Source organism: Emergencia timonensis, from assembly GCF_900086585.1.
Classification (GTDB): domain Bacteria; phylum Bacillota; class Clostridia; order Peptostreptococcales; family Anaerovoracaceae; genus Senimuribacter; species Senimuribacter timonensis.
Genome location: NZ_FLKM01000009.1, coordinates 396,766 through 423,260 on the forward strand (window position 1 = coordinate 396,766; position 26,495 = coordinate 423,260).

A 26,495-nucleotide genomic window follows, 5' to 3' on the forward strand; every position below is an offset into this window, starting at 1 on the left:
CCTTATATATATTATAATCAAAAACGAAGTAGTCCTATTTCGGACTAGTTCGTTTTTGATGAATAGGTACATGTATTTATCGGATGTCTTTTCGTCCGAATAAAAACATCCCAAAGGCATTTGTGACAAGAATGATGACAGCGGAGTACAGAGGCATCAGCTTTAAGTGGATAGCTGACTGACCAGAAAGCTGTAGAGATTGCCCTGAAGGCAGAAAATCAATGATAAATTGAAATATCTTTCTCATGCTGCCTGCAACGTACTGCTTGTTAGGTACAGTTTCTGTAGTCGTCTGTCCATTAACCATCTGATACACTTCTACCATGGGAGGACCTTCCAGTCGTTTCATCAGGTAGAAACAGAGAAACATGGAGGCCATGACGGTGATGAGCGCGAGACATACGCATATGGTTTTGTTCTGCAGTATCATAGTCAGCATATTAAAAATTGCGGCATAGGCAATGATCGCCAGCATACCGTCTGTCATTAGGAGCAGCAACGTGCCAGTTTCCAACTGGAATCCACCGAAAAGCGGGATTCCGATGAGAGAAACCAGAGCCAGATACACCAGATTAAAAAAGATACCGCTGAGGGCGCAGGTCAGGAAATTAGTGAAGTAGATTTCTCTCCGCCTGTGACCGACGATCAGCTTGTTGCGCATGGTGCCGTCGCTGAATTCTGTGCCGATGAACATCGAACAAAAAGCGGCCATGACGATGCCGGGTAACGCTACGAAACCAGATACGCCGAAACTATTGAGGAAAAGCGAATCTATGGGGATCTGCACATCGTTTATCTCCATGCTGCGCCAGCCAGCTACGATAGTCAATATCGCATATAAAACAGTAAAAAGCAGTGAAATCTTGCATACCATATCCTTTTTCATCCGGCTGATATTTGCTATCAACAACTTATTCACAGCGTCCACCTCCGATCAAAGCCACATAGTAGCTTTCCAGACTTTCATCTCTTTCGTGAACCGCGTTGATTTTGCAGCCTTCTTTTGCGAGAGCCAAAGTCAGTTCTGTAATATTGGCTTCACCAAAGACGTTGGCCTGCTCATCAGAAAGAATGGTGTATTGAAGCTGCAGCCGATCGAGAACGCGGGCCAGGATTTTGGTGTCTGTCACCGTCAGTAACATACATTTTCTGCAGGCTTTTTCTAAATCCTCAGCGCTGATTTCTTTGATCATGCGGCCGCTGTCGACAAATCCGTAATGAGTGGCTAGCTTTGAAAGTTCGTCGAGAATGTGACTGGACATCAAAACAGTGATTTGGTATTGACGATTCAGTTTCAAAATCAACTCTCGTATTTCGATGATGCCTTGGGGATCGAGACCGTTTGCTGGCTCGTCGAGAATCAAAAAATCCGGATCGCCAGCCAGAGCGATAGCTATACCCAGGCGCTGCCGCATGCCGAGAGAGAAGTTTTTGGCTTTCTTCTTGCCTGCACTTTCCAGTCCCACCAGGGAAAGCAATTCATTGACGCCATCAAAGGATGGCATGCCCAGAACGCGGTACTGCATCCTGATGTTGTCTTCTGCGCTGAGTTCTTGATAGATAGACGGAGACTCTACCACTGCGCCCATGCGTTTACGAACTTCGATGATTCCAGGTGAAGTGTTTTCCCGGCCATAAAGGGTATAAGTGCCATTGGTGGGATTCTGCAGTCCGCAAAGCAGGCGGATCAGCGTCGTCTTGCCGGCGCCGTTTCTGCCGACAAGGCCATAAATCGCCCCTTTTTTGATCTGCATCTGCAGGTTGTCAACTGCTTTGAAATCCCGGTACTGCTTTGTCAAATTGTTTGTCTGTAAAACATAGTCCATATTTTCATACCTCACTTTTGATTTAATACCGAGATTCTAACAAGCAAAAGTTAAGAAAGCGGTTAAGGCCTTGGTTAAGAAATTGTAAAGATTTATTTATCCTGTAACTGAAAACCGATACCCCATACTGCTTCGATATAGTTTTTACCAGTACACTGGCGGAGTTTTCTGCGTAAATTGCTGATGTGGACTTTTAGAGAGCTTTCCACACAATCTGGTGTATCTTCACTGATGCGGTCCAGCATTTGATTTTTCGTGATGACTTGCGTTGGATTCTGCATGAGGAGCTTCAAGATAGCATACTCTGTCTTCGTCAGACGGACAACCTGTTCTCCGGCGGTGACTTGGCGGCGATTCAGATCCAGAGACAGCTGACCGTATTGCAGGATTGCAGAAGCGATGGGATTCCCACTATTCCGCAGCTGAACAGTGATGCGGGCCAGCAGTTCTTTGGTGTCAAAGGGTTTGGTGATATAATCGGCGGCGCCGCCCAGCAGAAGATTCACCTTGTCCTCGGTGTCCACCTTGGCGCTGATAACGATGACGGGAATATCGTTAATCTTTTGAAGCACCTCCTCTCCGCTGAGACCAGGCAGCATCAGATCGAGCAAAATCAAATCAGGCTTTGTATCTGATAGAAGCAGCAGAGCTTCTGTGCCAGAGTAGGCGCGCTGCACTTGATATCCTTCTCGAATTAAGAGTTCTGAAAGCATGTCGCCGATATGTTGGTCGTCATCGATGATCGCTATTTTCTTCATTAGAAACACCTGTCCTTATTTTAATCTGCAGTTGAGTGATGTATTCGGATTCATCACTGGTATCATGATTGTCAATGATGTAAAGCTCCATCGGATCGCTGTCAGCAGTCAGACCGCGGGTGGATAGCTCGGTAAATAAAGCGTTCCAGGCTGACGGCATGTGAGTATAGCTGCCTTTGATGGTAGAGCATAAGTAACTGCCGGCCGGAATCACCGCGTCAAAATCTTCCTTATCATCCACGATACAGAAGACAGAATTGAAATTGCCGTAGCCGCCGTTTTTTACATAATCTAAGGGGATCGTAGCGCCGATATCCCCATTGCCGATGATGTATAACTGGTCCTCGTTTTCCTTCTGCAGTTTTTTGATGATAAAGTCCAAATCTGCGTCGCGGTAAACATTCTCTGAAAGTTTTAGAACTTTCCGTTGCTGCAGATGCTGTATCTGCGGCTGATTAAAGTCGTGTATTGCCTGTACGTGGCTTTCCACTTCTTCAATTCTGCCAGAGAGCTGCGCTTTTAACGATTGTAGTTCTTTTAACTTTTGATCGATTGCATCAATTTCCTTTTGGAACATAGCAAGGGTTTTTTTGAGGTTAAAATCAGCTAAATGCTCTTTGATCTCCGCCATGGAAAACCCAATCGACCGTAATTCCCGCAAAATATTTAAAGTTCTGATATCGTTGATGCTGTACATTCTGTAACCGTTGTCGTCTCGCTTTGGCTTTAAAATGCCAATTTCCTCATAGTATCTGAGAGAGTCTGTCCCAATACTGTATAATTTGGATATTTCTCCGATTTTATAATATTCTTTCATAATTTTTCAAAAAACTCCTTTACATTAGTATTATACCAAGGTTTATACTGGTAGTAAAGAAGATACGACTGACGCCAAGCCTTACTTTGTTTGCGAGGCGTAGCCGTTTCGTGTGCCGCGCGCCAAAGCGCTGCACTTTTGATAGGGGACCTGACAGCGATTCCACTTTGCAGAATCTGATGAGATCTCCCAAAACATAAGGCTTCCATCTGTTTGCTTTGCTAACTGTGGCAAGCCCATTAAGGAGTTGTTAGTATGACGAAGGATGCAAAAAAAGATATAAAAAATAGATTTATGAAGTATGTCGTTCCATCGGTGGCAGCCATGTGGGTGTACACGATCTATACCATGGTTGACGGCATGTTCGTAGCCAGAGGAGTGGGCACGACAGCCTTGGCAGCGGTAAATATCTCCATGCCTTTTATCAACACTGCCTTTGCTCTTGGAATTCTGTTTGCGGTGGGCGCCAGTACCAAGGCCTCTATCTATAAAGGACAGGGCGATATGGAGAAGGCCAACAAAGTGTTCACCGTCAGTACAGTTACCGTCTTCAGTTTAGCACTGATTGTTGCTATCGCGGCGCTTCTGAATTTGGAACGTCTGGCTATGATGCTGGGCGCTGACGAAACGACGCTGCCTTATGTGAAAGACTACCTGGGGATTATCATACCTTTTGTCGTATGCTATATGACAAGCTACAATTTGGAAGTATTGATCAAAGCTGACGGTTATCCGCAGAAAGCCATCGTCACGACCCTTGCCGGTGCGGCCACTAATATCGTTTTGGATTATGTTTTCGTCATGGTTTTTCATTGGGGCATCAAGGGCGCAGCCATCGCGACAGGGATTTCCCAGCTGATGACGCTGTCCATCTTCCTTGCGCACTTCCTTTCTAAGAAGTCCGGCTTCAGTTTCGTTAAGATTCAGTGGAAGTTCAAGGAAGTGGTTTCCATGGCGAAGATCGGCGTAGCCGATTCTGTAACAGAGTTTTCTGTCGGCGCGATTATCTTTTTGTTTAACAATACTCTGATTAGAGTTTCCGGCAATGACGGCGTAGTCATCTATACTGTCATCGCCTATGTATCCCAGTTGATCCTGATGACTATGATGGGCATCAACCAGGGTATGCAGCCTCTGGTCAGTTATTATCACGGCAGGGAGGAGCACAAGATCCACAAATATATACTGCGAATTGCTTTGATTGTGGCGGGAACGGCATCTTTGGCAGCATTTGTCTGGGGTGTACTCTACCCGAACCCGGTAGTAGCGGTGTTTATCGACAGAGGCGCAGACGCACTGCTTTACGAAAATGCGGTTAACGCGTTCAAACTGTTTTCTTTCTCTTTTTTACCGCTGGGTATCGTAGTTATTTTAGCAGGCTACTTCACCGCGCTGGAGAGACCGAAGTCAGCGATGACGATTTCAATTTGCAGAGGTCTCGTTCTGGTAGTCATTTCATTGATTATCATGACTATGCTCTTCGGCGAAATCGGCATCTGGCTGTCCATGGGCGTGTCTGAGACCATTGCTCTGATCTTGGCAGTCACCATGTATAAGCGAAAACTACAATAAAAATAGAAAAATAAAATCCAGAAAAATGACGGCATCCGCCGTTATTTTTCTTTTTTGACAATTGGCACAATCTAGTATGTTTGCAGCAATCATCAGGTGGTAAAAGTGCACTATAGAATATGTAGTTTATGGTTATACTAAGAGATATAGCAGAAAAACTTAAAATATAGGAGGATTTGAAAAATGAATGAAGAGAATCATATCTCGTCTGATAATTCACTGAACCTTAGCAAGCTGGTAGCCATGATTATCGGCTCGACTATAGGAAGCGGCATCTTTACGACCACGGCAGATATGGCCAGCGGCGGCGCGCATACCGGCGCAGTATTGGTCGGCTGGGCAATCTGCGGCGTTGGTATGACAGGGCTGACCATGTGTTTCTTTGGTCTGAATAAATTGAGGCCAGATTTGACCAATGGCGTTTACAGCTATGCCAGAGAAGGATTCGGCGAGTTTGTAGGCTTTAATTCTGCCTGGGGATATTGGGTCAGCGCTCTGCTGTGCAACGTGTCTTATACGACATTACTGTTCGGCGCATTGGGCTACTTTTTCCCTGTGTTCGGGGAAGGAAATAATTTGATTTCTATTATCTGTGCATCGGCAGTTATTTGGGCTATCAACCTTTTGGTACTTCGCGGCATCAAAGAAGCGGCGGCGCTCAATGTGATTGCCACCATCAGTAAGATGGTTCCGCTATTAGTTTTTGTCATCGCAGTCATTTTTGTCGGTGCCTTCGACTGGGATACTTTTACAAGCAACTTCTGGGGAGATGGAAGCATGCCGGTGATAGATCAGGTGAAGGCGACGACGGCTGCGACGGTCTGGTCCTTTATCGGAATTGAAGGAGCCGTGGTTCTGTCCGCTCGCGCCAAAAAGTCCAGTGATGTGGGAAAAGCCTCTATGACTGGTTTCCTGGGCATCTTTATCATCTATGTATTGGTTGCGGTAATGAGCTTAGGCGTTATGACGCCAGAAGAAATGTCTACTTTGAAGAACCCGCAGATGGCCGGAATCTTGGAGGCAGCTGTCGGTCCGTGGGGCGCAACGCTGATTAACATCGGTGTCATCTTATCATTAGCCGGTGCGCTGCTGGGCTGGACGATTATCGCTGCTGACTGTCCTTATTCGGCGGCAAAGCAGGGCGTGTTCATGAGAGCCTTTGCCCGTGCAAACAAAAACGACTCACCGTCCTTTTCTCTATACATGACCAATGGTATCATTCAGCTATTCTTGATTGTGATCTTCTTTAACGATTCCACGTATCAGGCATTCTATGGTTTGAGTACGCTGATGATTATGGTTCCGTATTTATTCAGCGGATTGTATTATGCCAAGGTTGCGTTTAGAAAGGAAGGGCTGGAGCAAAGCTCCGCCAGTCAGGTGGCCTGGGCTAGATTCTTTGGTATCCTCGGCTCAGTGTACGGGTTCTGGATGTTGTATTCCTCTGGACTGTACATGCTTCTGGTCACAACCGTCCTCTATGCGCCGGGCATCATCGTCTATGCCCTGGGCAAAAGAGAAAATGGCAAGAAGGTCTTTGAAAAAAAATACGAGGTCGTCATCGCCATTGCCTTAGTCGCACTGGCAATCCTCTCTCTGGTTTTGATTGTGAGAGGTACGATAAATCCGTTCTAAGGTATGTCAAAAAACAGCGGTTCACACGCCCAATGTCATTAAGTTAGTGGAAAGTAAAAAAAGACTTCATACTAAAAAAAGTATGGGGTCTTTTTACTTTAGCAAAATCAAATCCGCATACTCGTTTTACGGCATGCCAAAAAAGCCACACAGATGGCAGAAAAACCAGTATGCAGATGCCCGGATTTATGATATCCTGTAAATGAAGTTGATTGCTATTCTTGAATGTGATTTTCTCTCAAAGCTGCGGTCTTTCCGTATTGGTATTACGGATTCTAACAATAACCGATAAGCGGAATGTGGGGAAATCTGATTTAGGAATAGCTTTCTGCATATTAGGACCGCTTTTGCCGCATTGACCTTATATGGATATTTCCTGCTTGAGTGCGTGCTGCAAAGTCCTTCTGATACAACCGCCACAATATTGAAAAAAGCCAATCTTGAAAAAAGTTCCTGCAGCACCAGGTCTTTTCTGACAGAATGGAAGTAAATCATCCCCACATTGTATTTCAATGTTCTGAATGAGGTTTCAATTCCCCAGCGCATAGCATAAAGCTTTTTCAGTTCCAATGCTGGAAATTCACTTGCCGAGAGGTTTGTTACTACGGTTTCGTATTGGCCATGTGTAATTTTAAATCTCACCACCCTAAAAGGAATCCGGTAAAAAGCGGCATCCTGGGTATATTCTGAGCGTAGGGGAAGATAATCCAGTCTTGAATTAGGCGGTATATACCGATAATGATTTCTATCCTCAAAAAGTTCTTTCGTCTTCTTCGAGGCTTTCCTTGTCATCTGCAGATCGATATCGAGATCAAATTCTTCATCGCCAGGAAGATCAAGTCTGCTGATGATTCCGCCTTTATCGATGTCCCGCACCCGTATCAGGTAGAGCCAGCGCTTTTCCTGCAGATGTGCCATTATATTGCAGGACTCATATCCACGGTCTGCAGTTAAAATGGCCCGCGTTATCCGAGAGCGGTCCACCATTTGATTCAACGCTTCATGTTCGGCAAATTTGAGTCTGTCCTGTACCACGGCGTCCTGATAAGTATTGGATAAAATATCGTAAAGGGCATTAAGATGGACAAGGTTATATGGTTTCTGCCCATTGGTGCCGGGGAAAAATGTGTCCGTATCATTAGGATTTGTAGGGATTTGCACATCACTTCCGTCAGCGGCTAAAAGCCTGTACCCCCGATAAGATTTTGCCTCCTGATGCAGGGTTATGGTGGCGTTAAACAGTTCCCCGAAAGCACTTTGTTTAATCTTTGCCCGTTGCTGCAAATATGCAGACACAGTGGGCACATCCATATTACGGGGAAAATATTCCAAAATCTCAGAGAAGAGGGTTCCGCCGTGCATACAGACAACGGACATCATACAGTCAGAAAAAGAAATTTTTCTGCTGCGGGTAAAGTCCTTTGCAGGACAATGCACATGGTTTTCTTTGCTTGCGTCAATTTGTTTGATGCAAGACCCGATTTTCTGGTAAATACTATCGATTTTCATAATGTAACCTCCTTGTAATTTTGTTTGATTTGAATGATCTACTAATTACAAGGGCCGCTTTTACCATCGTTTCTTTGCTGGTAAAAGCGGCCGCACATTTTGCGAGGTTTGTCAATAGCCTAAAGAAAAAAAGACCCCATACTTTTTTTAGTATGAAGTCTTTTTTTACTTTCCACTAACTTAATGACATTGTTCATACGCCGCTGTTTTTTTATCCGGTTTTGTTTAAACTTGATGGTATTTTTTCCGTGCTCCCTGCAAATAGTAAAGCTATGGAAACAAAAGATCACTTATTATTGGCTAAGACCCTGGCTGCGGCACTGCAGTTAAGTTATGGCAGAAAGATGGCCTTTATACTCGGCAGCTTAATACCGGACATCAATCCGCTGTCCTATTTATCGCCATCCTGCGAGAAAAAATTTGACGGACATTCCTACGAATACAGAAGGCGCTTTATTGAAGAATCTTTAAAGGTATCCAGCTGTAATCGCTGTACGGATTGGTATCGAGCAGGGGTTGCCGTTCACTATCTGGCAGACTCTTTTACCCGGCCCCATAATGAAAGCTTTGCTTACAGGTGGAAGGAGCATGTGGCTTATGAGCACAGTCTCCATCAGAAGTTTCAGGGGCAAATGAAAGAGCTAAAAAAGCTTAACTTTGAGATTGGAGATTTGACGGCGCCAGGCTGGTATGAAGAACAGCATGGACGTTATCTGAAGGAGAGCAGGGGATGCGGTGAAGACTGTCAGTACATTATACGAACTACGGCCGAATTCTGTAATCATCTTATCAGATTGTAAAATGGACTGCAGATGTACAAAACAAAAGACCGCAGGACTCTTATTTGTAAGAGTCCCGCGGTCTTTTTGTATGAAAAAGATAAACTTCTAAATTAGTTTTTACTTCTCTGATCGTTGATCACTTTGACGATCTGGATTACCAGAGTCGGCGCAAAGGCCAGACCGCAGATCCAACCGATCTGAGCGCCAGATAGAGAAGCGATAAGGAAGGCTTTTGCGAAAAATGGTACAAGCAGGATTGCAAATAACAGAAGCGTACCGACAACAAATGCCCCGATGGTGTATATATTAGTAGTAATTCCAAGGCGGAAGATGGATTGTTTTCCCCTGGAGTTAAACCCATGCCAGAGCCTTGCAAGACATAGGGTTGCAAATGCCATGGTCGATGCGGTTACCGTACTGGTTTCCAGCCCGATATAAAAGGCGGCAATGGTTGCCAGGCCGATGACCAGTCCTTGAAGCCCAACCTGGAGCAATGTTTCTCTCGTCAAAACCGATTCGCCTCGCGGACGCGGTTTGTCGTGTATCAAGGCTGGGTTAGATGGCTCCATGCTGATGGCAAGTGCTGGCAGACTGTCTGTAATCAGGTTGATAAACAAGAGTTGTACTGCGGTGAATGGGGATGGCAGTGCCATGATGGAAGCGAATAGCACTACCAGGATCCCGGCCGCATTGCCTGATAACAGGAATTTTATTGCATTCTTGATGTTTGCGTAAATATTTCGCCCGTTGAGCACGGATTTGATGATGGTGGCAAAGTTATCATCGGTTAAAATCATAGATGCTGAGTCCTTGGCAACTTCCGTACCTGTGATACCCATAGCCACACCCACATCGGCGCTCTTCAGCGCCGGTGCATCGTTGACACCGTCGCCAGTCATGGCTACGATGTGCGCTTGATCCTGCCAGGCCTGCACGATGCGGATTTTGTTATCCGGACTGACCCTGGCATAGACGCTGATATGAGGAAGTTTTTCAATTAACTCGTCATCGCTCATGGCATCCAGTTCTGTACCGGTGACAGCAATGTCTTCCTCCCGCAGGATGCCGATTCTTTTAGCAATGGCCGAGGCTGTGATCTTGTGGTCGCCTGTAATCATGATCGGTTTGATGCCTGCTTCGATGCAGTCGGTAACCGCCTGTGCAGATTCTTCTCTTGGAGGGTCCATTTCAGCAACCAGACCGAGGAATTCAAAATCGGATTCATCGCTGAAGTCCAGATCTTTTTGGACGTTCAAGACCTTGCGGGCGAAAGCCAGCACGCGGAGCCCCTGATTTGAGAGATCAAAGTTGGCATCGCGTATTTCTTGCTTCTGCTCCTCAGTCAGAGACGGTGCACGGTCCAAGATTACATCCAAAGCGCCTTTGGTATACATGATATACTGACCGTCGATTTGATGGAGAGTGCTCATCAGCTTTCGATCTGAGTCGAAGGGCAGTTCTGACAGTCGCGGCAGACTGGCCTTGAGCTGCTCGTAATCATCGTGTTTTGACATATAATAGTCGACCAAAGCAGTTTCTGTAGGATCGCCGGCTGTGACGCCGTCAACGATGGCCGTATCGTTGCAGAGTATAGAAGCCTGCAGCAGGGCGCTCTCCTTTTCTTGATCCACTAATACTTGCTCTACTGTCATTTTGTTCTGGGTCAGCGTACCGGTTTTGTCGGAACAGATGATGGAGACGCAGCCCAGACCTTCTACAGCATTGAGCTGCTTGATGATCGCGTTTTGGTCTGCCATTCTCGAAGTACCGATGGCAAGGGATATGGTGATGATGGAGGACAGCGCTTCAGGAATTGCGGCTACCGCCAGGGCTACAGCGAAAAGCAGAGAATCTGCGATAGCCATGCCTCTATAGACGTTCAGTGCGAATACCACAGCACAGATTAACATGATGCCGATGGACAGTTTTTTACTGAAATTGTCCATCGTAATCTGCAGCGGTGTTTTCCTATCAGCCGTGTTGTTCATCAGATCGGCGATTTTTCCAAGCTCCGTATGGACGCCGACTCCTGTGATGACAGCTAATCCTCTGCCATAAGTAACTAAAGAGCCGGAGAAGACCATGTTGATTTGGTCCCCTAGAGCGACCGCATCACCGTCGATGACTTCTGTTCTCTTGTCAACTCCTTCGGATTCGCCGGTAAGAGAGCTTTCGTTTACTTTCAGAGAATAGCTTTCTATCATACGTCCGTCTCCCGGAACGACGTCGCCGGCTTCCAGTCTGACGATATCTCCGCAGACAAGGTCGCTGGCGTCGATTTCTTGGGGCTGACCGTTTCTGATGACCTTTGCTACTGGTGACGACAGGCTCTTTAAGCTCTCCAGAGATTTTTCCGCTTTTACATATTGAACGGTACCTAAAATGGCGTTGAGTATCAAAACGGCGATGATGACGGCGGTGCTCTCCACATTCCCAGTAGTCATGGAAATGATGGCGGCGATGATTAGAATGATGACTAGTAAATCCTTAAACTGTTCAAGGAAAATCATAAAAACACTCTTTTTCTTCTTTTCGTAGAGCTTGTTTTCCCCATATTTATCTCGGCTCGCAGTCACCGCGTTTTCGTCGAGACCGTTTTTGGTGGTCTGAAACTCTTCTAGGATTTCTTGAATTTGTTTGTTGTAATACATGATAAACTTCCTCCTCTAAACTCATTATGCCCAAGTCTCTCAGATATTAAAAAAGAGACTTCTGAGACAGCCTAAAAAAGCTATCTTAAAAGTCTCGCTATTTCAAGTAAACGCGGATTACCGAGGTAATCGTACTGACGCATTTTACTGCAGCTTGTGCTGCCAGCTACTCCCCTTTAAACATAATATGGCAGGGTATTAATTTGTGTGATTATGAATATATCACTTTTTGGCCTGCCGCGCAAGTGGTTTTTTGAAAAAAATGGATTTAAGCCTAAAGTACGATGGATACAAAGGTTCCATCTGCAGCCTCTACGTGGACGATTTCCAACCCCTTGTTTTCTATAAAAATCTCCCGGCACGTTTCGTATATGAGCAGGAAAGTCTCCTTGCAAATAAGCTGATCGTAAGGCGGGGGGATGTCTTTGCTCATGGCACGAAACGCTTCCTGCGGCATGACTTTGATGGCGGCGCCGGCAAGGGCTGTAGGCACCGGCAGAAAGAATTTAAAATTCCCTGACCGAATTCTGATTTTCATGTGATACTCCTAGTCTACAAATACGCGGACGGTCGTACCGTCAGCAGCGGATACGTTGACAAAATCACCCTGAATTTCTTCGTCCAGACATTCCACGATTGCATCCATCATAGAAGCCAGGTCTACGCCCTGCAGACTTTCTTCTGGAATCGGCAGTTTGCCTGTAACCTGCAGTATCTTTTTGATAGCGCCTACTGGAAACTGTACGTTGACTTTATCACCCTGCACGCTGTCCACAATGATGCGGAACATCTTTTTGTCGTAGGTCTGCTTCTGCGGCAGACCAGATGCTTCTTCAACGCCCATGGCGCTCATCAGCTCGGCAGCTTCTGCTGCAGTAATCGTTCCATCCTCGACCATTTTTAAAATTCTCATCTTCTCTTCCATTATGATTTCCTCCAATTTTCTATTTCAGTCTTGCAATCGCTTCTTCTGCGGTGATTTCACCTCGCTCCAGCAGCTTTAGAACTTCTTCTCTCTTCAGTGATTCTTCGTCTTGGCGAGCTTCTTTTTCGTAACCCAGTTTTTTGATTACGCCGTCCAGTTTGGAGCGCACGGTGGGATAGGAGATCCCCAGTTCTTTTTCAACTTCTTTGATGTTGCCGCGGCATTTAATAAATGTCTCTGTAAAAAACAACTCTTCGTCAGACAAATAGTCGAATTTGCTGAGTGCAAAGTCATTTTCAATCACGGTCTGGCATTCGCTGCACTGTAAGCGTGTTACCTTGAGCTCGTGATTACATACAGGGCAGCGGCTGATAATCTTCTTCATAGCGTCACATCCCTTCTGTAATTAATAATATAGACCTGTTGATTCAAAAAGTCAATATATAAATTAATATTTTTAATTTTATTATTAAATATATTAATATCACGATTGTGATATAAGATTTCAAAGAAACGATATGCCCTGTCAGCGGGCAGCAGTTACGCAGAAGGAGCAGAAACAAGCAAAAAAGTTAAGAAAGAGTGACCTGCCGGGGAGGAAATGCGTAACAGAGTTGCTTTCAGCGGGCAGCAGTTACGCAGAAGGAGCAGAAACAGCAAAAAAGTTAAGAAAGAGTGACCTGCCGGGGAGGAAATGCGTAACAGAGTTGCTGTCAGCGGGCAGCAGTTACGCAGAAGGAGCAGAAACAGCAAAAAAGTTAAGAAAGAGTGACCTGCGAAGTCGGAAATGCGTAACAGGTGGAGCATAGAAAGCGAACTGATAAAGATTTTAGAGACAATGGACTCGATCCCCTTGACAATATTTGATAAATAACATAGAATATTGAATGAATGATTCGTTCACAAATTATAAAGTAATAGAAAAGAGGTCGGAATGATGGAAAGAAGAATCGATATCATTAGAAGGGAAGCGACGAAACTTTTTTTGCGGCAGGGTTATGCAAAGACACAGATCAGCCATATTGCCAAAGCAGCTGCAGTCTCAGTGGGTACCATTTACCACGATTTTGTTGGCAAAAAGGAAATCATGCACTACATTCTGAAGTGTACCATAGAGCCCGAATTTGCAGAGCAGGAAATAAAGCGGCCCATTACCGATGAACTGTTTGCCAATCTTGACAATGAAATAATTGCAACCCTCAGCGCTTCGCAGGAAGCCTTTTCTGCCCGTCTGCAGGACGACGACTATCATTTTGAAGAAATGATATCCGATGCCTTCGATCTTCTTCTAAAATATGCTGCCGGCTGCCTTTTTATCGAGAAGAATCAGTATGAGTTTAAAGTATTGGCTGGACATTACAATCAAAGACGTGAGCAGTTTTTTCACACGATGGAAAGTTATATCAAGGGCTTTATTGAAAAGGGTGAAGTGCGCCAGGTTGAAGATGTGGCTTTGACGACGACTTTGATTGTAGAGTTGCTGACTTGGTGGACCATGGACAGGAAATATATACCTTATACAGAAAATGACGTTTCCGATCAGATGGCGAAGGCGGTCTGCCTGGACAACATCATTGCTGCCTACAAACGATAAACCGCGCAGTTCATAATATGGAAGGCCTTTGCCTTCCTAATTTATTCGCCACGATATGAATGAATCGTTCATTACTAAAAGAAACGGAGGCAATATGATGAATAAAAGAATGGTACTATATCCGATACTGTGCGTCAGCCTGTTCTTTTTAACGGGTTGCGGCGGGAACAATGCCGCTTTGATGGTCAATGAAATGCAGTTTTCATTGACCAATATTTCCAAGTTAAAGATAGCTTACGATGAGGAAAAGATCACTTTCAAACAAGGTACTGGCAGCCAACTGATTGTAAAAGAATATATGAGTGAGGACAGGAAACGCTATCGGGCAAAGGTTAAGAAAAAGGGCCGTGCAATTGAAATTGCTGAAGGGCGCAAGCCACTCTTTGCGGGAGATTTTGTCCGTTACATAGAAGTCTGTCTGCCCCAGTCCTATGATCAAGATCTGTTGGTGACGACGACTGACGGCGATATTGACTTGAGGGATATCGATCAAAAACTGGAATATCTGTGCATCGACAGCACTGAGGGCACTGTGAAGCTGGGAAACATAGAGGCTGCGCAACTCAAGCTGACTTCCACCAGGGGAACCCTGGATTTTAATCGTGTGCAGGCAAGGCACGTCAATCTGGAAACGACAGAAGGGATTGTACGAGGTGACGAGATCATTGGGAATATTCAATATACAACGACACACGGAGATTTTGATGTGAAAACCATCAAGGGCAGCGGCAAATTTACAGTAAATAATGAGGGATCACTGCAGGTCAATTTCGCCCAAGTCACTGGAGACGTTTGGCTGTATAACAAAAATGACAACATCCGCTTGACCCTGCCGAAAACGCTTTCCTTCTATTTTGAAGCGGCGACGAGGAATGGCAGCCTTACGACCAGCTTTGAGGAAAAGTTGAAGAAAGGTCAACGAAGCCTGCGGGGTACGGTAGGGAACAAGGCCGAAGTGACCATCAGGGTAGAGACTAGAAATGGCAGCATAGATGTGGTACAATAGACCTCATGAAAGAAGATAATTTTTTACTGGGACAGATCGAAGATAAGATCACCCAATGCGAAAACAAATATATCGTAACACATACTGGATTTTTGGACAGTCATCAGCAATCGCTGGCCAGGGTTTACTGCCGCAAGTCGCACATCCCGGTTTTTGACGAGGAACCTGCACATGAGAACTTTCCGCCGACCCGCTCGATTTTTTACGGCGGTTATGAGGATGCGGAGCGGGTGGTTTTGATCAGCCTGCCGGACTATGCAACGCTGGAGGATTACGATCCGCTGACCGTGATCAGGGCCGTCAAAGCTGACGGCAGCCGGGAACTGACACACCGCGACTACCTGGGATCTTTAGTGGGCCTGGGTATCAAGAGGGAACTGCTGGGTGATATTCTGGTGCGGGAAGACGGAGCGGACATCATCGCTCTGGCAGATATCGCAGAGTTTATTTTGATGAACTATTACAAGGCGGGACGGACCAATCTCTCCCTGTCGCAGCACCCCATCAGTGAATTGATCGTGCCGCAGCAAAAGCGCACCACGATCACCGATACCGTCGCATCTCTGCGTCTCGACAGTGTCATCGCATCGGCCTTTGGCTTGTCGCGCGGCAAAGCTGCTGAAGCCATCGGCAGGGGAATCGTCTTTGTCAACCATGTGGAAGTGATCAAGCCCGATTTTCAGGTGAGCGAGGGAGACAAGCTGACCCTGCGCGGCAAGGGAAAGGCCTGCCTGACAGAAGTCGGCGGCAGATCCAGAAAAGACAGACAGTACATTACCATAGAAAAATATTAAAAACGCGGAACTCTCTACATAAAAGAACCTGCCCCGGCTTTACGCCGGCGCAGGTTTTATCATACAATTACATCTTCTTTTCTTCTTCGTATCTCTTAACTTTACCAGTGGTCGTTTTGATCATTTCTTCATCGGTTACGATAATTCTCAGCATCTGCTTGTAAATTGGAAGCTCCTCATTGATCGCATCGATATCTTTTTTGACGATTGCTTCAATTTCCGCCGGATTTTCAGTTCCATATGCCTCTTTCATATAGTCAGGTTTGTAGACGATCTTAACGCAGATGGCTAGATCTTTGTGGTCGCCGTCCTTGTGACGAGGCTGCCCGAAGACCATGTTTTCTTCGACGTAAGGAAGATTGCTGACCAGGATTTCTAATTCTTCCGGATAGACGTTCTTGCCATTTTTCAGAACGATGACGTTCTTTTTTCTGCCGCGAATGAAAATATAGCCGTCTTCATCGACAGAGGCCAGGTCGCCGGTGTGGAGCCAGCCGTCCTGCAGGACTTTTGCCGTCTCTTCTTCATTTTCATAGTAACCGGCCATGACGTTGGGTCCGCGGGCAATCAATTCACCAATCCCTTCTTCGTTTGGCTCGTCAATCTGCACTTCCACACCTGGCAGCGGCTTACCGATAGAACCTGTCTTTCTCTCCCAAGTGTTTTCGGCTGAGATGACTGGAGCCGCTTCTGTCATGCCGTAGCCCTGTACCGCAGTGATACCAAAGTCATTAAACCCTTCCAGCGCGATTGGGTCGATGGCGGAGGCGCCGCTGATGACGTAACGAAGTTCGCCGCCCAACTGGTCGAGAATTTGCTTGAACAGTTTACGGCGCATGTCGATGCCAAACCGCAGCAGGAGCTTGGAAACCTTGAGACCAAAATTCACTTTCTTTTCTAAACCTTCTTTTTTTACGGTCTGCATAATCTTTTTATAGATAGACTCGATGAGAAGAGGAACGCAGACAAAGATGGAAACCTTGTATTCTACGATGTTCTTCTGCAGATATTTGAGGCCGTCGCAAAAGGTGGTGGTGATGCCAGAGGCCAGCATGACAATCTGTCCGGTGGAACCAAATGTGTGATGGTAAGGCAAAAAAGCCATGTTGACGTCACCCCGCCGGAAATCCTGTGTTCGCAGCATGGCGTATACATTAGATGTGATGTTGTGCTGCGAAAGCTGCACTGCCTTTGATAGGGAAGTGGTTCCTGACGTAAAGAGGATAATGGTGGTCCCCTCAGCATCGATTGGCAGTGTCAGATACTCGTCAAAGCCGCCTTCCAGGGCGTCTCGTCCCTCCAGCATCATGTGATTGATACTGTCATAACCTTCAATCTCATCCATGCAGATATATTCGGATACCTTGGTGTTTTTCTTTTCTTTCAGCTCTTCTACGACGTCCAAGTGGGCCTTGTCAAAGATGAGGACGTCGGCATAGCTTCTGGCCAGGGAGGATTCCAATTCATCGTAGGGAAGTCCTTTGTCCAGAGGCACGCAGATGCCGATTCCGCAGAGAGCAGCAAAATAACCGAGCATCCATTCGTAGCGGTTCTTTCCGATGATGGCGATTCGCTTGCCCAGGTATCCTTTCTTTAGCATGGCGGTTCCCAGATAGTTGACGTGGTCGCGGAAGTTTTCGAATTTTATATGCTCATAGGATATATCTTTCTTGTTTAATTTGTGTTTTACGATAAAAGCGTCGTCGCCGCGGTAGGCGTCGGCGCCATAGTTGATCAAATCTCGGAAGTCCTTGTGAAAGGCTGCTTCAAAGACCGGTTTCGTATGTTTGATCTCTTTCAATTTTATATCTCCTTATTATTTACACGTAGTTATTAAAACTATATTACCTTATTATAAACACTTTGTCAACGGTTGACAATGACTTTCTTATGTGGTATTCTTCACTTGTATGGCTTTTCCATACAGAAAGGATGAAGAATGGGTAGAACCAAAGGATTAGAACAATTTAAACTGCCGAGGTGGGAGGAACTGCCGTCTATCGATCTCTATCTGGATCAGGTACTTTCGCTGCTTGACGAATGGCTCGGCGACTATCTGACGTTTGACGGCAAAAAAATCATGACCAAGACGATGGTTAACAATTACGTCAAACAGAAGTTCATCGCGCCGCCAGTCAATAAAAAATACGACAGGGTTGCAGTGGCATCTCTATTTGTCATTGCCATTTTGAAGCCTGTTTATACAATAAATGAGATATCTCGCTTAATAAAAATGGCTCTGAGAGCTTCGGATAAGGAAACTTCCTATAATGAGTTCTGCAAACTGATCGAGGAAGCAGTGGAGCACGCTTTCCATGGAACCTCCATGCCCAAAGAAACGAACCCAAACGATCCCCATGATCTGTTCTGGAACGTCTGCAACGCCTTTGCTTGTCAGCTTTACGTGAGAAATATTTACTTGCAGTCCCACAAGAAAGATGATAAACTCAAAGAGAATGTTACATTATAGCAGGAGGAAATCATGAGCGTATTGACAGTTGAGAAGGTGTCCCACGGTTTTGGCGGAAGACAAATACTGGAGGATGCCTCTTTTAGATTAAACAAAGGAGAGCATGTCGGACTTGTCGGCGCCAATGGCGAAGGAAAGACGACGTTTTTAAATATTATTACAGGAAAATTGATGCCCGATGCAGGGACGGTCAGCTGGTGCAATCACATCACTACAGGATACCTGGACCAGCGCAGCACTTTGACGCCGGGCAAAACCATCCGGGAGGTGCTGCAGGAGGCTTTCGGCCATTATTTTGATCTGGAGGCGGAGATGCTGGCCTGCTACGACAAGATGGGATCGGCATCGGACGAGGAGATGAGCAAGCTGATGGAAGATGCGGCGGAGATTCAGGATATCTTGGAACACAGTGGTTTCTATACCATCGACGCTAGAATCGAAGAATTTGCCAACGGACTTGGTCTGGGTGACATCGGCCTCGACAAGGACGTCAGCGAACTTTCCGGCGGACAGCGATCAAAGGTCCTTCTGACTAAGCTGCTGTTGGAAAACCCGATGATCCTGATTTTGGACGAGCCGACCAACTATCTGGACGAGAACCATATCGTGTGGCTGACCCGTTTCCTGCAGAATTACGAGAACGCTTTTATTCTGGTATCCCACGACATTCCGTTCTTAAACGATGTAGTCAACGTCATCTATCACGTGGAGGAAGCGGTGCTGACCAGATATACGGGTAATTACGACGATTTTATGCACATGTACGATATCAAAAGAGCGCAGCTGGAACAGGCGTACAAGAAGCAGCAAAAAGAAATCGCTGATTTGGAGGACTTTATCGCCAGGAATAAAGCGCGTATCGCTACTTCTAATATGGCGAAATCCAGACAGAAGAAACTGGACAAGATGGACAAAATTGAACTGTCCAAGGAGAAGCCGAAGCCGGTATTCCACTTCGACTATTCCAGAGCGCCGGGCAAGTATGTCATCGAGGCGGAGAACCTGGTGCTGGGTTACGACGAGGCCCTGACAAATCCGCTGACGTTCCACGTGGAGAGAGGCCAGAAGATTGCTATCAAAGGGGTCAACGGCCTGGGAAAATCCACGCTGCTGAAAACCATGCTGGGTTTCATTCCGGCTTTTGACGGCGAAGTAAAGCTGGACTATTACGCGGAGCCGGCCTATTTTGAGCAGGAGCACGATGGCAGCAGCAAAACCGCTCTGCAGGACTTTTGGGACGACTTCCCATCCCTGGACAATGGAGAGGCGCGTCGCGCTTTGGCGAAATGCGGCCTGACCAACGAACACATCGAGAGCCAGGTCAGGGTTCTGTCCGGCGGCGAAAATGCCAAGTTCCGGCTCTGCAAGCTGATGCAGAAACCGATGAATCTGCTGGTATTGGACGAGCCGACCAACCATCTGGACCCTGTAGCCAAGGACGTGCTGAAAGAAGCGATTCGGGATTTTAAAGGCACGGTAATTCTGGTCAGCCACGAACCGGAATTCTATGAAGGGATTGTCACTGACGTTTGGAATATCGAGGACTGGACCAATAAGGTGGTATAGAAGCAGAAATCTTGGACCTTGTTAGAACTTGATATTATTGAGAGGATTTAAAACGTGAAATTGAAAGAGATGAACCGGTAAATAAGATTTTGAATCGGTATCTTACCGCATTTGAAGAACCGCAGGAAGGTGTACGCGCCATTATCATGTGAGACAAGAGTATATATTTCTCAAAAAGCAATTAGTCTGAATTCGGACTAATTGCTTTTTTGGTTGGAGTTGCTGCAACAATCGTCGAAAAAGGTGGTGTATTATAGTAGAAGGGTTATTTATGAGGGTTCATACAGGGGAAGACGTGTGGAACGTGATGCAGTCACGAGAGAATGAAGGGAATGATGGAGTTGAAACGGATTTTAGGGAGAAAAATCGGCATCGTTGTATTGGTCCTTGTGACCGTTGCAGCGCTGCTTGGCTGCGCAAAAGAAGGCATTGCAGACATCGACAATGGGGAACTTCGTTTTGAGGAAATTACCACAATAGAGGTAACGCGGATGTTACCGATAGATGATGAGGTTATCCGTCTTAACGATGAGGAAATCAAGGACTTCGTCAGCCTGGTGAACAGTTTTGAACTGAAAAGAGATGACGAGGCCCAGTCAGATAAGATCGGCACACCTTTTGTCTTTACACTGGCGCAGCCTGACGGCAGTGAAACAATGTTGCAGTATTTTGACAATATCCTGACAGTGAACAGCAAAGATCGTTACAGGATCAGTGAGGGCGACGGCACCATGCTGATGGATTATTGTGACCGCGTCTACCAGTACGAGCCTGAGCTGGTGAAGATCTGCAGACAGTATATCAATGAAAAGAAGACATTTTCCGCGAAAGCTGTAAACATCGACTATTCGATCTACCGGATCGAAGAGATGACCCTCGATGGTTACAAATCTGCGGCCTTTATTACTGACGAGAAAGTCACAGAGAAAAACATCGGCGATTATCGCATGATAACTGTGGGTGATACCCAGCCGGACGAGATCGGCATGCACAACTACGCGGTGCTGCTGGTAGATGTGAAGAACAAAGTGGTCAAAGGCTATGCGCCGACAAAATAATAAGTGATTGCCAAAACGCAGGTTGGTCTGAATTTTTCAGATCAGCCTGCGTTTTCTGTTTCTTAATAATTCTTAATTTTACCTAGGTTATATTGACTTTAAGAAAATAACAGAATAAACTGAAAATATTAATAGCTGTTTAAATTCGAAAAGAGGAGGGGATAACGCATGGATGAGAAGCTGCGAAGCGGCAAGAGATATTTCTTTTTCACTACCATAGCCGGATGTTTTTTGCTTGGGTACATACTGTTCCTCACTTTTCGTTTTGAAGATGCCATCCTTTATCTCGGCGAAAAGCCGTATCAGTGGTCGGAAAATCCTTCCACCTGGTTCAATGACGAACTGAGCTGGTTTCGGATCGCCAGCACAGCTGCTGTGGCAGTAGGTCTGGGCAGGCTGATAAGCAGGAGGATCAGGTCGTGGTCCCTCTCTGACAGCAAGCAGGCTGCCTGGATATTTTTCATCATGGGCGTGGTTCTGATGGCTAACGGGATTTACGAACTGAATGTATACCATGGCAGGGAACTGTACACCTTTGACGGTCCCTACGTCAGCAGCGCGGGAGAGACCTACGTCTTCGATACCTTTATGTACCTGCCGATGGCTTTTGCCGCGGTTGAAACTGCAGGGGGCCTGTGGGCGCTGTATAAAATGTACTTGAAGAAGTCAGTGGAGGACTGATGTAAAGGGAGGGATTCAAATGCAAAAAGACAGAATAAAAAAGTGGCTGATGATCGGCGTGATCATAGAGACGGTCGTCATATTAGCCCTTGTTGGACATACTTATCGCTTGAATAAGAATTTGTTAAACAGCAGACTGACGCTGTTAACTGCAGTATATCGTGATCTGCAGTGCGATATCGCAAGAGCAGAGCAAAATGATTTTGCGGAGTGGCCGTATGATACTGATGCAACTGGTCGTATCTATTTTGACAGTGGTGGCTATGCTGACGAGGAGGATGACCAAAGGTTGATAGCTTCTGTCACTGATTATGCGTATTCTTCCGGTAGACTGAAAAAAGAGGAACGCCGTTTTCTCAGCGAACTGAAGGATATGGAGGCCGCGATGCAAAACGATGGCAAGCGCTTTTCAAAGAGCAGAGTTATATTTTTCGAAGATGAGGACAGAGAAAAGGTAAAAGCGTTTCTGGAGGAAAAGGGGCGTTTTTGATGGAGGAAATCGCGGGGGTTCTCGCCGCTTTAAAGCAGAACTTTTTCGTTGCGTATACGGGATGGGGGTATGCATCGGGTATTTTTTACAATAAGGTTAGGTTTTTTGATGCTTTTCAAGAGATTTCGCGTAATACCGCGGCGGTGTCTGGTGTGATACACTTTGAGAAAAGCCCCAGCTCCTCACAAAATCTATAGATACGCTGCACCTGGTTACTTTTTTGAATTGTAAACTGCCTTTATGACAGAGAAATTGATACGAAAAGTAACCGAAATCAAATATACCCCTCTGTTGACGTCTTCTGACAGCAATCGGATTACGCGAGAATGCGCAGAAATGCCCAAAAAGCGTAAGACTATCGTAGAAGGAACAGCAGAGAATGGAAAGAAACAATCGATGAAAACGATGAAGATAAACAAAAAGCTGATCACGGCAGTTTTGATATCTGTCGTGGTAATAGTGGGGCTGTTCGCTGCATTATACCATCGAACGCAGACTGATGGGAAAAGATGTGATCAGATTAAGTCTGCCGCCTGATGCTGTATCGGATACGCAGGACTTTGATGGGACTGAGTTTGAAATACTGCCCGATGGCGAGTTGCGGGCTGCAGAAAAGTATGCAATCATAGATAAAGACGAGGTTTACGAGTTGAAGGAGCTTATTTTGTGAAGGTGGTGTTGTTATGAGAAAAGATAGGAGATTGGGACTGAGTCGAAGGACTTGGATTATTATACTCATCATGGTATTAGCGGCAGGATTTTTGATTTACTCGACCATACTCTTGCTACTGAATCGCTTTATGCATCCAGCAGATTTTGCAGGGTTGCCAAATTATATGGAATTGATTGAGCGGCGCTTGGAGATACGATTGTTTGCAGAAAAGGTACACGGATTTTGCGCAGCGATAGCCTTATTGGGCGGCTGCATGGTGGCCTATGATTTTATCAAAGCCGGTTCGGCGGTGCCATTTCGAAAACTGTTCGCTTTGTTTGGCGGAATTGCAGTTGGACTGTTGGCTTGTGCCGGCATTTTCTCGCTGCTGGATCAAAGCGCCTATGGGGACTACTTTTTTCAAATATACGCGACCGGTATTTATCTGATCATCGCATTTGTAGTAGTAATGATTTGCAACTTTGGTAAACAAAGGCGGTTGAGACAGAAATAAATGAAGTCATCTGGGATATAGGGAGGATAAACGATATGAATGGAACTCGCAAAAGAGTATTACTGGTAGTTCTAGGGGTTGTCGTCGTGTTAGCTGTATTGGTTACAATCTATCACGTATCGCAAAGAGAAACCTACTTGTCGGACGATCCGCTGTTCGGCTCCTTTACGATCGGCAATAGGGAACTGGTGGACAATATCTATCCGGCGGACTTTTTGCTCTCAATTGATATTGCGGAAGATAATGAAACGCTGGTTGAATGTGCGGAAAAAAACAATGTCGATATTTCAAAAGGCTGCTGGGTCTACAGTTTTGGTGAGAACAAAGTTTTCAGGGCCGAGAAAGAGGGAAACAAGCTGAATGCCTATGAAAATGGCAAGGTGATCGGCGTGTTTACGTACACTTCTGACAAAATCTTGTGGATGGAGGATAACGAGAAATACACAGCAAACTGGAGAGGACGGAATTTTGATCTGACAAAGATTTTGCAGGGTTTTATTTATCCTTAAAAATGTTCATGCGATTCGTTCTATAGGGGAGGATGATTGTTATGAAAGAGAATTTCATCTTTAGGCTGCGACAGGAAAAGGGATGGACACAAAGTGAACTGGCCAGGATTTTGTCCGTCTCAGAAAAAAAGCTGGCAAAATGGGAGAATGGCGTCGGCTTTCCGAATGTAAAGACCTTTGAGCTTTTGATCCGCGTATCCGGCAAAACCGTGACGGAATTATTGGGACAGGAAGGGCAGGATGAGGTGCTTTTAGAGGCAATTGCAATATATAAAGGCGAAATCAAAATGAGGAACCGCATCATTGTCACGCTTGTGGCGGCAGGGATCTTTATTATGATTTTTCTGTTGGACGCAATGGACTTGACCGGATTCGTTTTTCTGTGCCTGCCGTTTCTCATCTCGCTCATAGGAATCACGTTCCTTTTCACTGGACAGCAGCAAAAACGAAAGAAAAGCAAATCGCTTTGGCTCTTCGTCCTGGGCGGCTGCTTTTTAGCTTATCCTCTTGTGTTTTATGTAGTTTTTCTTGTGATTGTGCCATTTGCTTATGGCGGACCGGTTCCAACATAAGAGGATTATCTTTTAGGAGAAATTTGGAGATGTTTAAAATACATCATATGTCGGATGTCTCAAAGATGAAACAAAGGGACTCATGAGCAGCTAAAGCGCTCTGTGAGTCCCTTTGATAATATCACACAGGAAATACCATCCCCCTCAAGCGGCATTTCCGTATGTAACTCAAAAATGATAGAAACCTATATTTATGCTGCAGTAATCGTACCGCTTGCCGAACACTTCAATCCAAGCTCGACGTTTTTGGTAAGTGTCAGATACTTGAATGTGCCTTTTCCTTTTGCCGTAGCGCCAGTCGTCGAACTGTCTTTTGAAGCACATTTCCAGCCACTCACATAAATCTTATAGCTGGTGGATGCTGCCGTTGCTTTAGCAGTTTTCTGGTCGTAGCTAAAGGTTGCTGTCAGGGTGAAGTCCCATGCAGTTTTACCTGCATTGTTATAATATGTATAGGTTCGGTGAGCGGTCTTGGTAGAAGATGCCGCAAAAAGAGACACCTGACTTTCTATGACCGTTTCTATAACCGCGTATGAACCATCGGCAAAGTGCTGAACCTCTGTTTCTATAACGGAGTCAGAAGATGCAAAAGTTGGGACTGCTGTTGCAATTAACAATGCAATAACTGCTAGTAAAGAAATTAGTTTGCGTTTCATTTTGTAAATCCTCCTTTATTTATTCCTCAATAATAATGACATCTGTTGCTTTTGTTTGGTTCTGGTTGTGTATTACATACAGATAGCCGAGAGATGCAATCAATAAAACAACGAGTGCGACAATAATAATATTGCGTTTCTTCTTGGACTTGGCTATCTTTTTTGGCTGAAACTCTTCTGTTTCTTCCAAAAATTCTTTTGCAAGCGTCTCTGGATTTCCAAATTGTGATATCAGTTCCTCTAATGTACAGTCTCCAGAGGATTTTAGGGCATCCTGCAATTCTTGCCGAAGACCTTCAATGAAAGTTTCACAAGGAACTATATTATGAATTGCGTTACGGATTTCCTGTAAATATAATTCAATTACTTCATCTGTTTTGTTCATTGTTACCTCCATCATATAATGCTGCCATTACTGATTCACTTAAATCTTTGTTATATACAACAGACCAGATAACCTGATCCAGTTCCGCATATAATAATTTGAGTCTTTCTAAGTGAATGAGACCGTCATCGGTAATTCTGTAATAAATTCTTACGCGGTTATCTTCCGAAATAACCTTATTGCTTTCTATGACAAAACCTTGCTCTTGAAGTTTATTTATAGTGGTGTAAAGCAAAGGCATCTTATATCTGCCGTTGCTCCGTTGTAAAGCGACCTGTCCAATTTCGTAAGCATACATTTCTCTCTCTGATAATATTGTGAGTACCATCAACGTAAGAGTAGCTTTTTTAAACTGCGCTTCGAAGTTCTCAGAAACATCTCGCTTTTGATTGTTCTTAAAGTCTTCTTTTTTCATTGCATTCTCGCTTTCCCCTTCTAATGATGATTATAACAGAAAAAATGTAAAAATCAATAAGATATGCCGAAAAGAAAACTACGAATATAAAAAATAGATGTATTCTATTGACGTATATAAAAATCAGCAGTATAATATGAAATAAATATTGAAAATTCGGAATATTAAGTTTGTAGTGCATAAGGGTGTAGAACTAGATGGAGAAAAGGAGGTACGATAATACCACTAATTTTGGAGAGCTGCTTTTATCAGTACTATCATTTTTGCCAGGAACCACCTTGATTGGATTGGCAGCTACTGCAAATGTAGCTTTGACTGCCTCTGCTAAAAAAGAAATTAAAGCTGCGGGTTACTATAGCAAATTGGTTACTATTTCTTGGGGAGGAGGAGCAGAACAAGGAACTTATGCATATGGATGGAAGACACATCCAAAATGCACAGTAACTGGAGCAACAAAAATTAAGAGTGTTAAGTACGGAGTATAGGTGTATTGAAATGTTAGGTAATTATGTATTGGCTGCTATCATATCGTTTTCCATATTTTGCTTTAGATTATATGACTTTATTGTGTTCGAAGAATTTTATGGAGAAAGATATGGAAGAGAGTGGGTGTTTGCAATTCTGATTCTTGCTTTGTTTCTTTGCGGCGCGATATATT

30 protein-coding genes are annotated in these 26,495 nt (G+C 45.1%); 17 read left to right on the plus strand and 13 right to left on the minus strand.

Translation table 11 applies throughout. The features are described 5' to 3' along the window. Positions 1 to 76: 76 nt before the first annotated feature. From BN6539_RS12770 to BN6539_RS12785, 4 genes are all read right to left on the minus strand, one after another. Positions 77 to 919: an ABC transporter permease subunit gene (locus BN6539_RS12770; RefSeq protein ID WP_067539171.1), complete on the minus strand. Its 843-nt coding sequence runs from the start codon at positions 917 to 919 to the stop codon at positions 77 to 79. Continuing rightward, the gene (locus BN6539_RS12775; RefSeq protein WP_067539174.1) at positions 912 to 1,826 is read right to left on the minus strand and encodes an ABC transporter ATP-binding protein; all 915 of its coding nucleotides are present in this window, start codon (positions 1,824 to 1,826) and stop codon (positions 912 to 914) included. Before BN6539_RS12775 ends, BN6539_RS12770 begins: the two co-directional genes overlap by 8 nt. A gap of 92 nt (positions 1,827 to 1,918) precedes the next feature. After that, the gene (locus BN6539_RS12780; protein ID WP_067539177.1) at positions 1,919 to 2,584 is read right to left on the minus strand and encodes a response regulator transcription factor; all 666 of its coding nucleotides are present in this window, start codon (positions 2,582 to 2,584) and stop codon (positions 1,919 to 1,921) included. Beyond that, complete coding sequence (locus BN6539_RS12785; protein ID WP_067539180.1) at positions 2,559 to 3,401, minus strand: MerR family transcriptional regulator; 843 nt, start codon at positions 3,399 to 3,401, stop codon at positions 2,559 to 2,561. The genes BN6539_RS12780 and BN6539_RS12785 overlap by 26 nt, the downstream gene beginning before the upstream one ends. Positions 3,402 to 3,656: 255 nt before the next feature. Between BN6539_RS12785 and BN6539_RS12795 the strand changes: the two genes are divergently transcribed. Together BN6539_RS12795 and BN6539_RS12800 are read left to right on the plus strand one after the other, a co-directional pair. Then, positions 3,657 to 4,973: an MATE family efflux transporter gene (locus tag BN6539_RS12795; RefSeq protein ID WP_067539186.1), complete on the plus strand. Its 1,317-nt coding sequence runs from the start codon at positions 3,657 to 3,659 to the stop codon at positions 4,971 to 4,973. A 183-nt stretch (positions 4,974 to 5,156) separates the two neighbouring features. Then, complete coding sequence (locus BN6539_RS12800; RefSeq protein ID WP_067539189.1) at positions 5,157 to 6,608, plus strand: basic amino acid/polyamine antiporter; 1,452 nt, start codon at positions 5,157 to 5,159, stop codon at positions 6,606 to 6,608. Between the two features lie 186 nt (positions 6,609 to 6,794). On the opposite strand, the gene BN6539_RS12805 is transcribed toward BN6539_RS12800, so the two are convergent. Next, positions 6,795 to 8,117 (minus strand): IS4 family transposase, encoded by a 1,323-nt coding sequence (locus BN6539_RS12805; protein ID WP_067539193.1) that lies wholly within the window; start codon positions 8,115 to 8,117, stop codon positions 6,795 to 6,797. A gap of 272 nt (positions 8,118 to 8,389) precedes the next feature. Here BN6539_RS12805 and BN6539_RS12810 point away from each other — a divergent pair, with 272 nt between their 5' ends. Further along, positions 8,390 to 8,917 (plus strand): zinc dependent phospholipase C family protein, encoded by a 528-nt coding sequence (locus tag BN6539_RS12810; RefSeq protein WP_067539196.1) that lies wholly within the window; start codon positions 8,390 to 8,392, stop codon positions 8,915 to 8,917. 92 nt (positions 8,918 to 9,009) lie between these two features. Here the strand turns inward: BN6539_RS12810 and BN6539_RS12815 are convergent, their stop codons facing one another. The 4 genes from BN6539_RS12815 to BN6539_RS12830 all read right to left on the minus strand — a co-directional run bounded on the left by BN6539_RS12815 (position 9,010) and on the right by BN6539_RS12830 (position 12,860). After that, complete coding sequence (locus BN6539_RS12815) at positions 9,010 to 11,550, minus strand: cation-translocating P-type ATPase (protein WP_067539199.1); 2,541 nt, start codon at positions 11,548 to 11,550, stop codon at positions 9,010 to 9,012. A gap of 274 nt (positions 11,551 to 11,824) precedes the next feature. After that, entirely contained in the window at positions 11,825 to 12,088 is a 264-nt protein-coding gene (locus BN6539_RS12820) for a hypothetical protein (protein WP_067539201.1), read from the minus strand. 9 nt (positions 12,089 to 12,097) lie between these two features. Continuing rightward, the gene (locus BN6539_RS12825; protein ID WP_067539203.1) at positions 12,098 to 12,475 is read right to left on the minus strand and encodes an SHOCT-like domain-containing protein; all 378 of its coding nucleotides are present in this window, start codon (positions 12,473 to 12,475) and stop codon (positions 12,098 to 12,100) included. A gap of 19 nt (positions 12,476 to 12,494) precedes the next feature. Further along, positions 12,495 to 12,860: a DUF2089 domain-containing protein gene (locus BN6539_RS12830; RefSeq protein ID WP_067539207.1), complete on the minus strand. Its 366-nt coding sequence runs from the start codon at positions 12,858 to 12,860 to the stop codon at positions 12,495 to 12,497. A 549-nt stretch (positions 12,861 to 13,409) separates the two neighbouring features. Between BN6539_RS12830 and BN6539_RS12840 the strand changes: the two genes are divergently transcribed. The 3 genes from BN6539_RS12840 to BN6539_RS12850 all read left to right on the plus strand — a co-directional run bounded on the left by BN6539_RS12840 (position 13,410) and on the right by BN6539_RS12850 (position 15,869). Further along, positions 13,410 to 14,069 (plus strand): TetR/AcrR family transcriptional regulator, encoded by a 660-nt coding sequence (locus BN6539_RS12840; RefSeq protein ID WP_197492889.1) that lies wholly within the window; start codon positions 13,410 to 13,412, stop codon positions 14,067 to 14,069. A gap of 94 nt (positions 14,070 to 14,163) precedes the next feature. After that, the gene (locus BN6539_RS12845; RefSeq protein ID WP_187375504.1) at positions 14,164 to 15,075 is read left to right on the plus strand and encodes a DUF4097 family beta strand repeat-containing protein; all 912 of its coding nucleotides are present in this window, start codon (positions 14,164 to 14,166) and stop codon (positions 15,073 to 15,075) included. A gap of 5 nt (positions 15,076 to 15,080) precedes the next feature. Next, on the plus strand, positions 15,081 to 15,869 hold the full coding sequence (locus tag BN6539_RS12850) for a YlmH family RNA-binding protein (RefSeq protein WP_067539218.1): 789 nt from the start codon (positions 15,081 to 15,083) through the stop codon (positions 15,867 to 15,869). Positions 15,870 to 15,936: 67 nt separating this feature from the next. Here the strand turns inward: BN6539_RS12850 and BN6539_RS12855 are convergent, their stop codons facing one another. Next, positions 15,937 to 17,670, minus strand: a complete 1,734-nt coding sequence (locus tag BN6539_RS12855; protein ID WP_187375506.1) for an AMP-binding protein — start codon at positions 17,668 to 17,670, stop codon at positions 15,937 to 15,939. 138 nt (positions 17,671 to 17,808) lie between these two features. Here BN6539_RS12855 and BN6539_RS12860 point away from each other — a divergent pair, with 138 nt between their 5' ends. The 10 genes from BN6539_RS12860 to BN6539_RS12900 all read left to right on the plus strand — a co-directional run bounded on the left by BN6539_RS12860 (position 17,809) and on the right by BN6539_RS12900 (position 24,381). Continuing rightward, entirely contained in the window at positions 17,809 to 18,339 is a 531-nt protein-coding gene (locus BN6539_RS12860) for a DUF1836 domain-containing protein (protein ID WP_067539221.1), read from the plus strand. Between the two features lie 12 nt (positions 18,340 to 18,351). After that, positions 18,352 to 19,905, plus strand: coding sequence for an ABC-F family ATP-binding cassette domain-containing protein (locus BN6539_RS12865; RefSeq protein WP_067539224.1), 1,554 nt, complete (start codon positions 18,352 to 18,354; stop codon positions 19,903 to 19,905). A 332-nt stretch (positions 19,906 to 20,237) separates the two neighbouring features. Then, positions 20,238 to 20,963 carry a hypothetical protein gene (locus tag BN6539_RS12870; RefSeq protein WP_148484490.1) on the plus strand — a complete coding sequence of 242 codons (726 nt, stop codon included), beginning with the start codon at positions 20,238 to 20,240 and terminating at the stop codon, positions 20,961 to 20,963. Between the two features lie 168 nt (positions 20,964 to 21,131). Next, positions 21,132 to 21,644, plus strand: coding sequence for a hypothetical protein (locus BN6539_RS12875; protein WP_067539230.1), 513 nt, complete (start codon positions 21,132 to 21,134; stop codon positions 21,642 to 21,644). A 19-nt stretch (positions 21,645 to 21,663) separates the two neighbouring features. Beyond that, positions 21,664 to 22,134, plus strand: a complete 471-nt coding sequence (locus BN6539_RS12880) for a hypothetical protein (RefSeq protein WP_067539233.1) — start codon at positions 21,664 to 21,666, stop codon at positions 22,132 to 22,134. Between the two features lie 240 nt (positions 22,135 to 22,374). Continuing rightward, positions 22,375 to 22,671 carry a hypothetical protein gene (locus BN6539_RS22395; RefSeq protein WP_148484491.1) on the plus strand — a complete coding sequence of 99 codons (297 nt, stop codon included), beginning with the start codon at positions 22,375 to 22,377 and terminating at the stop codon, positions 22,669 to 22,671. After that, on the plus strand, positions 22,646 to 22,804 hold the full coding sequence (locus BN6539_RS22400) for a hypothetical protein (protein WP_156524180.1): 159 nt from the start codon (positions 22,646 to 22,648) through the stop codon (positions 22,802 to 22,804). The genes BN6539_RS22395 and BN6539_RS22400 overlap by 26 nt, the downstream gene beginning before the upstream one ends. A gap of 13 nt (positions 22,805 to 22,817) precedes the next feature. Further along, entirely contained in the window at positions 22,818 to 23,300 is a 483-nt protein-coding gene (locus BN6539_RS12890; protein ID WP_067539239.1) for a hypothetical protein, read from the plus strand. 35 nt (positions 23,301 to 23,335) lie between these two features. Then, a complete protein-coding gene (locus BN6539_RS12895) occupies positions 23,336 to 23,809 on the plus strand; it encodes a hypothetical protein (protein WP_067539242.1) in 474 nt (157 codons plus the stop codon). 41 nt (positions 23,810 to 23,850) lie between these two features. Continuing rightward, positions 23,851 to 24,381, plus strand: a complete 531-nt coding sequence (locus BN6539_RS12900; RefSeq protein ID WP_067539245.1) for a helix-turn-helix transcriptional regulator — start codon at positions 23,851 to 23,853, stop codon at positions 24,379 to 24,381. A gap of 191 nt (positions 24,382 to 24,572) precedes the next feature. Here the strand turns inward: BN6539_RS12900 and BN6539_RS12905 are convergent, their stop codons facing one another. The 3 genes from BN6539_RS12905 to BN6539_RS12915 are packed head-to-tail and all read right to left on the minus strand — an operon-like array spanning position 24,573 to position 25,837. Continuing rightward, the gene (locus tag BN6539_RS12905) at positions 24,573 to 25,037 is read right to left on the minus strand and encodes a hypothetical protein (protein ID WP_067539249.1); all 465 of its coding nucleotides are present in this window, start codon (positions 25,035 to 25,037) and stop codon (positions 24,573 to 24,575) included. Between the two features lie 19 nt (positions 25,038 to 25,056). Next, the gene (locus BN6539_RS12910; RefSeq protein ID WP_067539252.1) at positions 25,057 to 25,422 is read right to left on the minus strand and encodes a hypothetical protein; all 366 of its coding nucleotides are present in this window, start codon (positions 25,420 to 25,422) and stop codon (positions 25,057 to 25,059) included. After that, positions 25,406 to 25,837 carry a PadR family transcriptional regulator gene (locus tag BN6539_RS12915; protein ID WP_067539255.1) on the minus strand — a complete coding sequence of 144 codons (432 nt, stop codon included), beginning with the start codon at positions 25,835 to 25,837 and terminating at the stop codon, positions 25,406 to 25,408. Before BN6539_RS12915 ends, BN6539_RS12910 begins: the two co-directional genes overlap by 17 nt. A gap of 197 nt (positions 25,838 to 26,034) precedes the next feature. Here BN6539_RS12915 and BN6539_RS12920 point away from each other — a divergent pair, with 197 nt between their 5' ends. Next, complete coding sequence (locus tag BN6539_RS12920; RefSeq protein WP_067539257.1) at positions 26,035 to 26,322, plus strand: hypothetical protein; 288 nt, start codon at positions 26,035 to 26,037, stop codon at positions 26,320 to 26,322. Positions 26,323 to 26,495: the final 173 nt, after the last annotated feature.